Origin of the sequence: Klebsiella sp. 1SOBk5mer (assembly GCF_046603115.1) — a bacterium.
Classification (GTDB): Bacteria; Pseudomonadota; Gammaproteobacteria; order Enterobacterales; family Enterobacteriaceae; genus Klebsiella; species Klebsiella quasipneumoniae.
This window is the reverse complement of record NZ_JBKIUU010000013.1, coordinates 48412-60042: the sequence shown is the minus strand read 5'-3', so window position 1 is coordinate 60042 and position 11631 is coordinate 48412. Positions and strand designations below refer to the sequence as shown.

11 protein-coding genes are annotated in these 11631 nt (G+C 60.9%); 2 read left to right on the top strand and 9 right to left on the bottom strand.

The genetic code is table 11. From position 1 onward, the window contains the following. Positions 1 to 111 precede the first annotated feature (111 nt). The 8 genes from ACLH1U_RS21970 to ACLH1U_RS21935 all read right to left on the bottom strand — a co-directional run bounded on the left by ACLH1U_RS21970 (position 112) and on the right by ACLH1U_RS21935 (position 8287). Positions 112 to 1422 (bottom strand): carbohydrate porin, encoded by a 1311-nt coding sequence (locus tag ACLH1U_RS21970; RefSeq protein WP_043521376.1) that lies wholly within the window; start codon positions 1420 to 1422, stop codon positions 112 to 114. 197 nt (positions 1423 to 1619) lie between these two features. Beyond that, entirely contained in the window at positions 1620 to 2822 is a 1203-nt protein-coding gene (locus ACLH1U_RS21965) for an MFS transporter (protein WP_411299462.1), read from the bottom strand. A gap of 229 nt (positions 2823 to 3051) precedes the next feature. Beyond that, positions 3052 to 3843, bottom strand: a complete 792-nt coding sequence (locus tag ACLH1U_RS21960) for a cyclase family protein (protein WP_049013842.1) — start codon at positions 3841 to 3843, stop codon at positions 3052 to 3054. Between the two features lie 3 nt (positions 3844 to 3846). After that, positions 3847 to 4830 carry a fumarylacetoacetate hydrolase family protein gene (locus ACLH1U_RS21955; protein ID WP_102002186.1) on the bottom strand — a complete coding sequence of 328 codons (984 nt, stop codon included), beginning with the start codon at positions 4828 to 4830 and terminating at the stop codon, positions 3847 to 3849. After that, complete coding sequence (locus ACLH1U_RS21950; RefSeq protein ID WP_049013840.1) at positions 4808 to 5167, bottom strand: Rieske (2Fe-2S) protein; 360 nt, start codon at positions 5165 to 5167, stop codon at positions 4808 to 4810. The genes ACLH1U_RS21955 and ACLH1U_RS21950 overlap by 23 nt, the downstream gene beginning before the upstream one ends. Continuing rightward, entirely contained in the window at positions 5167 to 6087 is a 921-nt protein-coding gene (locus ACLH1U_RS21945; protein WP_411299461.1) for a VOC family protein, read from the bottom strand. Before ACLH1U_RS21945 ends, ACLH1U_RS21950 begins: the two co-directional genes overlap by 1 nt. Positions 6088 to 6109: 22 nt before the next feature. Next, the gene (locus ACLH1U_RS21940) at positions 6110 to 7267 is read right to left on the bottom strand and encodes an alpha/beta hydrolase family protein (protein ID WP_043521368.1); all 1158 of its coding nucleotides are present in this window, start codon (positions 7265 to 7267) and stop codon (positions 6110 to 6112) included. Positions 7268 to 7387: 120 nt separating this feature from the next. Next, a complete protein-coding gene (locus tag ACLH1U_RS21935) occupies positions 7388 to 8287 on the bottom strand; it encodes a LysR family transcriptional regulator (RefSeq protein ID WP_023290720.1) in 900 nt (299 codons plus the stop codon). Between the two features lie 185 nt (positions 8288 to 8472). Between ACLH1U_RS21935 and ACLH1U_RS21930 the strand changes: the two genes are divergently transcribed. Then, positions 8473 to 9594 carry an FAD-dependent oxidoreductase gene (locus tag ACLH1U_RS21930; RefSeq protein WP_072421401.1) on the top strand — a complete coding sequence of 374 codons (1122 nt, stop codon included), beginning with the start codon at positions 8473 to 8475 and terminating at the stop codon, positions 9592 to 9594. Between the two features lie 204 nt (positions 9595 to 9798). After that, a complete protein-coding gene (locus ACLH1U_RS21925) occupies positions 9799 to 10422 on the top strand; it encodes a hypothetical protein (protein WP_032453780.1) in 624 nt (207 codons plus the stop codon). Between the two features lie 194 nt (positions 10423 to 10616). On the opposite strand, the gene ACLH1U_RS21920 is transcribed toward ACLH1U_RS21925, so the two are convergent. Beyond that, positions 10617 to 11528: a LysR family transcriptional regulator gene (locus tag ACLH1U_RS21920; RefSeq protein WP_411299460.1), complete on the bottom strand. Its 912-nt coding sequence runs from the start codon at positions 11526 to 11528 to the stop codon at positions 10617 to 10619. Positions 11529 to 11631: the final 103 nt, after the last annotated feature.

Here is an 11631-nt window from a genome sequence, read left to right as displayed (position 1 = left end):
GGCAACATGCCGGCCCTCATTTTTTATTCCTGCGCCAGCCAATTCACGAAAAAAAAACCGCCCGGCGGCAGCGTACCGGCGGGCGGGGTTAAAAGCCTGAGGCGATCGGTGTCAGAAGTTCCAGTACATCGAGGACTGCCAGAGGACCGCCGACTCATGCTTCGGCACCAGCGTCGGGTTATCCTGCCAGGTGATACCGTTGATCCAGTAAATACCTTTCGTCACGCGCAGGGCGTGCGACAGGGAGATGGCGTTGATGCTCTGCGGCGCTTCCATCCCCGCCTCGCCGACATAATCGCGGAACTTTTTACTGATAAAGGAGCGGGTGTAGCCCAGCGAGGTCATATCCTGCTCGCGGCCGGGAAACAGGCCGATGTCAAAGAAGGTCACCTGGAAGTCGCTGGTGTAAGCATTGCGATCGTCCGGCGCGTAGTCCGCTTTCACATCGAGATACAGCCCCAGCGGAAGCCCTTTTTTCGGCTGGGTCAGCTGCATGGTGTTGGCGACGTAGAACGCATAGTTACTGCTGCTGTCGCCGGGCTGGTCAAAATACTGGTAGTGCGAGGTGTTATAGATAGCCCCGGCGCGGAACCACAGCGATCGCTGCGACTCGCCCGCCGCCTGCTTAAAGCCAAACTCATTCACCAGGATCGGGTTGGCGCCATCGACGTGCCATTTCAGCCCCGAGGGGTTCTGCTCCACGTCGTCGAGATGTCCGGCAGGCGACATACTGCGGCTGACGGCAAAGTTGTTATAGAACTTCTTATCGCTGTCGCGGACGATGGCGGTGAAGGTCGGCGTCGGCGCGTTGAGGCTGATCCCCACCTGCACCGGGATCACGCTGGTCGGCCCCAGCGCGGCTGAGGAGGAGTTACCCCCCAGCACCATGCCGTAAAACTGACGAATTAACGGATAAAAACCATACTGCAGTTCCAGCTGGCCGTTTAATAAGGGCTGGTTCACCGCCAGCACCGCAATATTATGCAGTTCCGGATAGCTATCATGATAATTCGAGGTCGCCCACTGGGGAGAAAAAGTAAATTGCGCGTCTTTGCTAAAACCAATTCGGCTTAAATCGTAGGTGACGTTCAGCGACATATTTTGCGACCAGGTAAAATTCTGCCCGGCATATTGTTGCGGGTCAGCGGACTGGCCTTTCAGATCGTACATCACCATCGGGTTCCAGCTTAACTGGACGCCCCACCCGCGGTCGGCCAGCGCGCTGCGAAAGCCGCCAATATCGCCGATGAGCGATTCGCAGGTCGACGGAGGGCTGACGACCTGCGCGGAGCGGGTATTCAGTTTATCCAGTTGCTCACAGGTCCAGGTATCGGCCAGCGCGGTGCTGGAGAATATCGCCAGCGTCAGCGCCGAAAGTGGAAACACTATTTTCTTACTTACGTCGGTACAGCAGAGACTCATAATAAACCCTCATTTTTATTTTTTGCAGGTAAGATGCGCCATATCGTGAAAAATAAATTAGTCACAATATGTTTATTTACAGGGATTAATTAGGCTGAAAGTTAACGCTAAATAAGGTGTACGCTTTTTCTAAATAATGGCCTCCCCTTCCCGCCGGGAGACCGGCGGGCGTGTGGTAATTATGTTGTCAGGTGAAATTAACGAGCCAGCGCGCGGCGGCCCCCCATCCGGGCGCTGGCGATACCCGTCACGCCGGCGATAGCCAGCGTCAGCAGCGCAAACAGCAGCAGGCTGTCCTGCATGCTGCCGGTCATGCCGTTCAGCAAGGTCATCAGAACCGGGCTGATGAACATGCCGAGGAAAAAGAAGGTGTGCCAGATGCCGATCCCCGTCGCCCGGTGCGGCGCCGGCAGGGCTTCCAACATCCAGGCCAGCATCAGAGGGATCAGCATTCCGTTACCAACCTGCGCGACGAATGCTGCCGCCACGCCGGCCAGCGGATTGTGGGCCACGGCGATAAACAGCAGACCGAGGCCAAAAATGGCGTAAAAAAGGAAAAACTGCCTGTCGACACGCTGCCTGGCGCTGCGGCCATACAGCCAGGCGCCCAGCGGCACGCCAATGCCCGCAACGGCGGTGGCGATGCCGATCTGGCTGCTGGAGGTCAGCCCGAGCTGACTGAACACCTGGCTTATCTGCAGCGGCTCGAGAAAGTAGAGGATCGCGCTGGCGAGCGTAATCAGACCGATCGTCGCCATTTTGCGCCGTGGAAAAGCGACAGGCTCCTCGTCAGCGACGCTGTCCGCGCGACGGCGGGTCGCCGGCTCAGCGGTGAACAGGCACAGGCCGATAAAGACCGGGATCGCCAGCGCATACAGGTAGATCGGGCCATACCAGCCCAGGGTGCCCAGCAGGCCAGCGCCCAGCACGATCAGCGTCGACAGTATCGAACCGATGCCGCTCTGCACCGCCAGCCATTTGCTGCGCGCCTCGCCGGCAAAGTAGTCGCCAATCAGCGCATTGGCGGTGGTAAGAATAAAGGCGTCGGCGATGCCCATCACCAGCCGCGCCAGCAGAATGGCATACAGATCGTCGAGCATCACCGGCAGCAGGCCAAACCCCGCGTACAGAGCAGTGGCGGCAATCAGCAGGCGACGACGGCTCAGGCGATCGCCCACCCTCCCCGCCAGCGGAGCCAGCAGCGCCATGCTCACCGCCGGAATGGTGATGATCATCGGCACCAGCAGCTGGGCGTGCGGCTGCGCGGCAAAATGGCCGATCAGGAGCGGCATCACCGGCAGCATGGTCAAGGTCCCCATGATCGGCAACAGGGCCGCCAACATCAGTAAAATCGCCTGTACGGCCCCCGCCTCGCGCGGGGTTGCTGAAACCTTGTGCATCACCATCTTCCGCTCTCCGTCACTGCTTTTTATTTAGAATATGAATTACAGTTCTATTTTTTATCGATAAAGAAAGGCGCTCTGTCGCCCCGGTATCCTGGCTGAACACGCCGCAGCGAACTCAGCACACATACCGTTCTACCCTACCGGATGCAGGTGGCATGGACTGCGATTGCTATCACAATTAATACAATGCATTCACATTAAATTAACATAACCATCGACTCCTTCAGGCGTCGACAATCGCCACCGCGCGGATAAAACCGGCCGAGCCGCGGCGGATCTTGTAGGGAAAACAGCTCACCCAGAAGCCGTGGTCGGGAAGCTGCTCCAGATTGCTCAACTTCTCCATTTGCCCATAGGCGATCTCCCTGCCGGCTTTATGCCCTTCCCAGATCAGCCCGGCGTCGCCGCTGGCCTGAAAGCGTTCGCGGGTAAAGTGGAAGGGCGCATCCCAGCTCCAGGCGTCGGTGCCGACCACCCGTACCCCCTGCTCCAGCAGCCACAGCGTTGCCGCCCGGCCAATGCCGCAGCCGCGCTGCAGATAATCCGGCTGGCCGTAGCGGGCGCCGGCGGCGGTATTGATTAACACGATATCCAGCGGCGACAGGCGATAATCGATCCGCGCCAGCTCGCGCTGCAGATCCTCCGGCTGCAGGATCGCCCCGTCGGCGACATGGCGAAAATCGAGCCGGACGCCGGGGCGCAGGCACCACTCCAGCGGCAGCTCATCGATGCCAAACGCCGGTTCGCCGCCGTTGGTGGTTGAGCTGTAGTGCCATGGAGCATCCATATGGGTGCCATTGTGCGGCGTCACGGTCAGGCGCTCCGAGGCCCAGGCCTCCTCTCCCGGCATCTGCGCTTTTTCCAGTCCCGGAAACATCGCCGCCATTTCCGGCCATCCCTGCTGATGATCCTGATATTCAATATTCGGCAGCAGCGGCGGCGGGTCGGTCCAGGGATTGTTGTCCAGGGTGACGGAGAGGTCGATCAGTCGACGCCCCTGTAAAAGATTGATCATGGTTTACTCCGTTAACATCACAACATGTTGATCCAGCACGCCAAACAGCGGCCGGCCATCGGGGGCGTGGGCTTCCATCGTCACCCGCTCCCCCGGGGACAAAAACGGCGTGCGCGGCTCGCCGAAGGCCAGCATCTCTATGGCCCGCACCTCGGCGATACAGCTGGCGCCGCGGCTGGCGTCCGGCCCGGACACCGTACCGGAACCCACCACCGTCCCGGCGCGCAGGCGGCGGGTCTGCGCCGCATGGGCAATCAGTTCGCCAAAATGGAAATGCATCTCGCTGCCCGACTGGCAGCCAAACGGTTCGCCATTGCGGGTCACCTGCAGCGTCAGCGCCGCCCGCCCGTGCTGCCAGGCCTCTCCCAGTTCATCCGGGGTAAGGGCCACCGGCGCAAAGGCCGAGGCGGGTTTGGCGTGAATAAAACCAAACCCGGTCTGCATCTCGCGCGGCGCCAGCGCCCGCAGACTGATATCGTTGAGCAAGACGATCAGGCGGATACAGCTCAGCGCCTGCTGCGGCGAGCACCCCTGAGGCACCTCGTCCACCACCACCGCGAACTCGCCCTCAAAGTCGAGACCGTCCTCGACCCGGCGGCAGACTATCCCGGCGTGGGGGGCAAGAAAGTCGTCCCCGCAGCCCTGATACATCAGCGGTGTCTGGTCGGCGCCGGCAATCGGCGGCAGATGAAAGGCCCGCTGCATGCGCTCGCCATGGCTGAGGAAGGCCGAACCGTCCAGCCACTGCCAGGCGCGGGGCAGCGGCGCCAGCAGGCGCCGGGGATCATAGGGCTGCGCCGCCGGGTAGCGGCGCGCATTGAGCGCCTGATAGCGCGCCTGCAGCGCAGGCCAGACCCGCGCGGCCTGCTCCAGCGCCTGCTGAAGCGTCGGTGCGATATCCGCCGCATCGGCCATCAGCGTCAAATCCCCCGAGACCACCACCAGGCAGCCGTCGCGTTCACCGTTATCTCGTGTTGCCAGTTTCATAACCTGCCTCCTCCAGCAGACAGAGCCAGCCGTCGGCGTCCACCTCGCCAGCCAGCGGACTCAGACGTTGGCCTACGCAGGCGCCCTGCACGCAGAGGCCGCTGTCCGGCATAAAAATCGCCCCGTGGGCGAAGCAGACCAGCCGGTCGCCCCGGGCGTTGAAAAAAGCGTCCTGCCGCCAGTTCATCGGGGTATCCAGATGCGGACAGCGGTTACGCCACAGATAGAGCATTCCCTGATAGCGGCAGGCAATCACCGTCGCCTGCCCGCTGCCCGTAGGGTCAAATCCCCGCGCCTGGCCCTCGGCCAGGCTGTCGGCACGGCACAGGCGAACCATCAGCGGGCGTTATCCGGACCGGGGGCCCACTTCTCGCGATACCCCAGCAGGAAATATTGCGAGTTATCGGCTCCCGGCAGCGCTTCGCGCGGCTGCCAGTGGTCATCGTGCTGATCCATATCGGCGTCGTATTCGATGTGACACCCGAGCGGGCTGTTGAAGTACCAGAACCAGTTCGATCCCAGCTGATGGCGCCCCGGCCCCCAGAAGGTCTGATATCCCTTCTGCTGAAAGCGGCTGCCGGCCATCATCAGCTCGGTGGGGCCGCCGAGATGAAAGGTAAAGTGTTCAATACCGGTCATAAACGGCGGGGCCTGGATCAGAAACAGGGTATGGTGATCCTGGGTGCCGGCGGGCCGCAGGAAAGGGCCGACGTGGGTGAAGCGATCGGTACAGACAAAGCCCAGCCGTTGATAGAAGGCTTCCGCGCGCGCGGCGTCCGGCACAAAATAGACCACATGGGAGAGCGAGCGCGGCTCTGCCGCCATGTCAGCGCTGGCCCCGGTCTGGTTGACCGGCCGCCCGGCGCGATCCCCCGGGGCGTTGATTTTCTCCCCTTCCCGCTGCAGCGGCTGGCGCTGGCTGACGCGAAACCCGAGGGCAAAGCCGGCATCATCGACGCAGCGCAGCACGCCGTCGGCGCCGAGCTTCACCTCGCGATCGCGGCGCAGCGTCTCGGCGATCGCCTCAAGGGTGGCGCTATCCGCCACGCCATAGACGGTTTCCCGCAGCTGGCTGCCGCTGGGCAGCGCCGCGGGCAGCGACGGATCGTCACGCTCCCGCAGCAGCACCCCGGTGCCATCCAGTGCGCTAAAGAAACCGTTCTCCTGCTCGCGTAAACCGTAGTCGAGAAGAAACAGTCGGCAGCCCGCCAGGTCATCGACGCCAAATACCAGATAATCCGGACCAAGAATATTCATCGCGGTTGTTCCTTATGCGTGTTCAGGCCACCCGGCCGCCGAGGGCTTCCGCCACCCAGTCAGCGATGTAGTGCCCGGCGTTAATCGAGTTGTCGAAGCTGGAGTGCTGCACACCGCCCTCGCGGTCAGTAAAAATTTTCAGCTCGCGGCGCGGGCTGTTCACCAGCTGGTCGTAGGTGCGCTGCGCCCATTTCACCGGGATCTGCGAGTCCTTTTCACCATGGGTGACGAGGAAAGGCACCCGTATGCGGTCGAGAATGCCGTCGAGATGGACGTTCTCCGCGATGCGCATAAAAGCGTCGATATCCTCGCCCCCCCACACCCAGCGCACATGCTGCCAGTAGTGCGGTACCGGAAAATCGCCTTCGCGTTCGCGGCGGCGCTGCTGTACCTCCCGCCAGTCGTGATTGGCGCCCCACACCACGCCGCAGGCGAAGCGCGGCTCAAACGCCACCGCCCGCGGGCAGTAATAGCCGCCCAGCGAGACCCCTTCCATGCCGATGCGCCCGGCATCCACCTCCGGGTGCTGTTCCAGCCAGTCAACGATCCGGCTGGCCCAGTGCTCGCTGTCATAGCGGGCCTGCATGCCGTGAAGACGCAGCGCTTCGCCGGTTCCCGGCTGGTCGACCACCAGCGAGGAGACCCCGCGCCGCGCCAGCCACTGCGGCAGCCCCACCAGATATTTCATCTCTTTGGTGGAGTCGAGACCATTGACCTGCACCAGCAGCGGCGCGCGGCCGGTCGCCCCTTCGGCGCGGACGTAAAGCGCCGACAGGGTTTTGCCCTCGTAGGGAATAGTCACCCGCTGACAGTTGGCATGGGTATGGTGCAGCCCGGCGGCAAAGACATCGAGAAAGCGGCAGTACAGCGCATCGCGGTCCGGCGCGCCATGCGCCTGCAGGCGCTCGCAGGTCAGGTAATAGTTGGCCGCCCGAAGATATTTCTCTCCTGCCGACAGCCGCCGTCCACGCGCCTCATCTTCGCCGGCCAGCGCGCATAATTTATCGGCCATGCGGGACCAGGTTTCCCGGAACGCGCGGGTGCCTTCGGCGTCGGGATGCTCGGACGCGGCCAATAGCGGCGCGCACATCTCTTCGATCTCACCGATGCGGGCGCCCATCTCGATGGAGAGATCCACCGACAGGTTCCAGACATAGTTTTTAGGGAAATAGCGAAACATAGGGTCATCCTTCAACATTCAGTCGCAATCGCTGTAGCGCAGGCACTGTCACATAAAGCACCTGCGGGCGACCAATCATGTCTCAGGATGTCAGGTATCGACGGGAGCAATACCAGTGGGTTAGCGTGCGCTGGCGACGATTTTCGCTTTCAGCCAGCCGAAGATAGGATCATTATCCAGCGAGCGGTGCCAGCCGATAAATTCGCGCATGACCGGCAGCGTCACCGGGACCGGGAAAAGACGCAGCGGCAGCATCGCCGCGTACTGCTCCGCCAGCCGCCGGTGCAGCGTGGCGATCCGCGAGGTGCCGATCAGCAGCTGCGGAACGCAGTGGTAGCTGTGGGTCACCACCTCGATACGGCGGCTCAGCCCCGACTCGGCAAACAGATTGCCCTCCAGCCCCGGCTGCCGCTCGCGGCCAAAGACCACCGACACGTGCCCCAGCTGTTGCCAGGCTTCAAGGGTCAGCGCCTCGCCGGTGTGGGGATTGTCCGCCCAGGCCAGGCAGACAAACTCTTCGTCAAACAGCGCTTCGGCGGGATGGTCGGCGGCCATAAAACGCTCCGGCGCCACGATGATATCCAGCTCACCACGGTTGAGCATGCCGGTGGACTGGGCGTCCGGCGAGAAAAACTCAAAGGTCATATTCGGCGCCTGCAGGTGTACCGCCTGCAGCGCATCCTTCAGCATCACGTTGATAACGTAATCCGAGGCCATAATGCGGAAATGGCGCTTACTGGTTGCCGGCTCATCCACCGGCCGGCGGGCAATGGAGGTCTGAATTTTCATCAGCACGTCGCGGACCGGCTCCCGCAGCTCTTCCGCCAGCGGCGTGGGCCGCATCTTTCTGCCCACCTGGGTGAGCAGATCGTCCTCAAAGTAGGTGCGTAGCCGGTTGAGCACCCCGCTGGTGGCAGACTGGGTCATATGCAACCGGCCCGCGGCGCGGGTGATGTTCTGTTCATCGAGTAACACATCCAGTGCCACCAGTAAGTTCAGATCAAGATGTTGGTAACGCATGGGTCCCCCGGCGAGAAATGGCGTGCTTATCCTGTGGCTTAATTTAACTTTTCTGCAACTTTTTGTTTTCAATTTCCACGGCGATATCGTTTTTTGCGATAGCGATCATTCTTTATCGCGATTAGTCAGCGCGCCGCTGGCCTGGTTAACGTCCTCTACTCTGTACCCTGGAGAAAACAGCTACGATGAACATCAATAACGTATTAATCGTTGGCGGCGGCATCGGCGGTCTGTGCACCGCCATCGCCCTCCGCCAGGCCGGCGTCGCCGTCGACGTGGTGGAGATCCAGCCGCAGTGGCGGGTCTACGGCGTCGGTATCATTCAGCAGAACAATGTCGTGCGGGAAATGCAGCGGCTTGGGGTGCTGGAACGCTATCTGGACGCCGCCTGGCCGTTTGACAGCGTCTCAGTGCACACCCTGAGCGGCCACCAGCTGGCCAGCTTTCCCGGCCAGCGGCTGGCGGGTGAACAGTTCCCGGCCAACGTCGGCATCTCCCGCCTGGCTCTGCACAACGTCCTCTGTTCCACCGCCCGGGAGCTGGGGGTCCGACTGACCACTGGCGAGAGCATTGACGCCTTCCGTCAGGTTGACGATGCCGTGGAGGTGAGCTTCAGCCACGGCGGCCAGGGGCGCTACGATCTGCTGGTAGGCGCCGACGGGATCTACTCCCGGGTGCGCGGCATGCTGTATGGCGAGCGCTATCGTCCCCGCTTTACCGGTCAGGGCGTTTGGCGCTACAACTTTCCGCGTCCGCCGGAGGTGGACCATCTGATGTGCTTTATGGGGGAGAGCTGCAACTGCGGGCTGGTGCCGCTGGGGGAAGATCTGATGTATCTGTTTATCACCTCCCACGAAGCGGATAACCCCCGCTATGCCCGCGACCAGCTGGCGGCGGAGATGCGCCGCCGTCTGCCGCCCGGCGCGGGGTTACCGGGGAGCCTGCGCGAGCATATCGTTAACAACGACGAGGTCGTCTATAAGCCGCTGGAGGAGCTGTTCGTCGACGATCCCTGGTATCAGGGACGTGTCGTACTGGTGGGCGACGCGGTTCACGCTACCACCCCGCATCTCGGTCAGGGGGCGGGCATGGCGATTGAGGATGCCATCGTGCTGCGCGAAGCGCTGCAGCAGACCGACAGCGTCGCAGCCGCGCTGGCGCATTTTGACGCCCGCCGCCGGCCGCGCTGTCAGCAGATCTGGGCCGCCTCGCTGCAGGTGGGCGAGAGCGAGATCCACCGCGATCGCCATTTTGACCGCCAGCGGGCGATCGGCGATATGATGACCCTGACGGCGAGACCGATATAAACGCCGCCCCCTCCGCCGGCCAGGCCGGCGGAGTATTCTCTTGTTCATTCGTCGACACGACCGCCCTCTCCCCTCTTTCACCAGACGCTCACCTTTCGCCATGGAAAATATACCGGCGTGCCTCGTGATATTTGACACCCCTCAATCATGATGGCTAAGGTATATTTAAGCCCGCCCCGTTATCATGGAAAGGAAAATACGGAGATGAATATTATTCCGACTGAGATCTTAAAATATGCTATCGCTATTATCCCGCTGATTATTCAAATTTTTGCCGTGCGTTCTGGCTGGGTATTCCCTAAAGATAAAATATTCACCTCGCGCAAAAACATCAGTGAGTTCGCCGCTGCGCTGCATAAAAACAGCGACGATCCCGATCTGCAACGGATCGCGTACGAATATGGTATCGCCGCGCTGACCAAAGATAAAAACCTGACCATGGAACAAAGAAAAATACTGTTGAAATGCAAAAATCCGGTCAGCGATATTGATAATTACAGCAAATGCCAGCATTTAATTTCCGTCAATAATGAAAAGCGGATATTCAAATGGAAAAAGCCGGGCTATCGCTTCTGGCTCTATCGCAAATGCGTCGAAGTCATCAGTCTGGCGCTCTATTTTATTGGCGGCTTCTTAACGGCTCTGCCTTTCCTCTATGAAGGCCTCGCCAGCCCGGCGGTGATTGAGCGGATTAATCATTTATCCCGTCTGCAAAAATTCTGTATGGCAAGTTATCTGTTCGCCTGTGGGGTTTGTCTGGCGCTGATCTGCCTGCATAAACTCTCCACCCTCTCGATCGCGGAAAAAACCATCAAAGCGAATCGCTAACCCGCCCACCGCCCGGCGACCTGTCCACATCAGCGGCCCCTAACCCTGTGGATAACCTGGAGGCAGTTGCCCGGCAGCCCCAGCACAAGCGGGCTACCGGCCGCCGTTCGTTTTTTGAACAGGAAAACACCCCCGCCGGACCGCGCGCTGAGCGCGAACCCCGCCACCACGGCGGAGGGAAGCGTCCGCCCCGCTTAATAATTCCACTTCGGCCGCGCCACCGTGTTTTTCTTCAGCAGATCGCGGAACGCTTTCAGATAGGGTTCATTACTGCGCCCGCGCTTACAGATGGCCGAGAACGGCGACTGAAAGCCAAACTCGTTGGGCAACAGCACCCGCAGGCGGTTCTCTTTGATCCACGGCCAGGCGTAATGCTCCGGCAGATAGCCAATATATTTCCCCGAAAGAATCAGCAGCAGCTGGGCGTCGACGGTCTCAACGGTGGCGCTGCCTTTGCTGAAGCCCCGGCGGCGGAGATCGCTGGTGTTCCAGTAGCTGCGGGTCACCAGCGGACACTGGCTGATCTGCTCTTTATCGAGCTGGCGGCTGAAGAACATCGGGTGCAGATCGCTGCAATAGAGCCAGTGCTGCTCGCGGTACAGCGGCTCGCTGATGATGTTATGCACCTGCGAGTTGTAGCTGCCGATGGCCAGGTCGATATGGTTGTTCAGCACCCCGTTCAGTTGCTCCGCCGGGGTGCGAATAATCAGTTTGATATGCACATGGGGAAATTTGTCGCTGAAGCTGCGCAAGACCACCGGCAGCGAGAGCGCCGTTTCGGTCTCGATGGAGTCGAGCGTCGAAATGCACAGGGTGCCGCTGTGCTCCCCTTTGAGCAGGGCCGACTGCCGCTCCAGCTCATTGAGTTCGCTCAGCACGCGGATCGCCTGCTGTAAAAACTGCTGTCCTTTTTCCGTTAAGGAAAAGCCGCCGCGCCCGCGCTGACAGAGGGTGAAGCCGAGCTGCCCCTCCAGTTGCAACATCGCATTGCTGATGGCGGAGACCGAAATGCCCAGCTCCTGCTGGGCCCGGCTGTAGCTCTCCAGGCGGGCCACCGCCTCGAAAACCTGCAGCTGGCGAATATTGAGGCTGGCGTCGTGATGCATCGTATTTAGTTCACCAATAAATGAACTGAGTATTTACGCCAGACGATGTAAAGTCCAGCGCGGCTTGCGCACTATCTCTCCTGTTACGTTTCATCCGTCAGAT

What these genes read in the sequence shown, in the direction of transcription:
- ACLH1U_RS21940 (WP_043521368.1), bottom strand. Translation starts at nt 7,267, where the DNA reads ATGTTTCGCTATTTCCCTAAAAACTATGTCTGGAACCTGTCGGTGGAT.
- ACLH1U_RS21945 (WP_411299461.1), bottom strand. Translation starts at nt 6,087, where the DNA reads ATGAATATTCTTGGTCCGGATTATCTGGTATTTGGCGTCGATGACCTG.
- ACLH1U_RS21935 (WP_023290720.1), bottom strand. Translation starts at nt 8,287, where the DNA reads ATGCGTTACCAACATCTTGATCTGAACTTACTGGTGGCACTGGATGTG.
- ACLH1U_RS21960 (WP_049013842.1), bottom strand. Translation starts at nt 3,843, where the DNA reads ATGATCAATCTTTTACAGGGGCGTCGACTGATCGACCTCTCCGTCACC.
- ACLH1U_RS21950 (WP_049013840.1), bottom strand. Translation starts at nt 5,167, where the DNA reads ATGGTTCGCCTGTGCCGTGCCGACAGCCTGGCCGAGGGCCAGGCGCGG.
- ACLH1U_RS21925 (WP_032453780.1), top strand. Translation starts at nt 9,799, where the DNA reads ATGAATATTATTCCGACTGAGATCTTAAAATATGCTATCGCTATTATC.
- ACLH1U_RS21930 (WP_072421401.1), top strand. Translation starts at nt 8,473, where the DNA reads ATGAACATCAATAACGTATTAATCGTTGGCGGCGGCATCGGCGGTCTG.
- ACLH1U_RS21920 (WP_411299460.1), bottom strand. Translation starts at nt 11,528, where the DNA reads ATGCATCACGACGCCAGCCTCAATATTCGCCAGCTGCAGGTTTTCGAG.
- ACLH1U_RS21965 (WP_411299462.1), bottom strand. Translation starts at nt 2,822, where the DNA reads ATGCACAAGGTTTCAGCAACCCCGCGCGAGGCGGGGGCCGTACAGGCG.
- ACLH1U_RS21955 (WP_102002186.1), bottom strand. Translation starts at nt 4,830, where the DNA reads ATGAAACTGGCAACACGAGATAACGGTGAACGCGACGGCTGCCTGGTG.
- ACLH1U_RS21970 (WP_043521376.1), bottom strand. Translation starts at nt 1,422, where the DNA reads ATGAGTCTCTGCTGTACCGACGTAAGTAAGAAAATAGTGTTTCCACTT.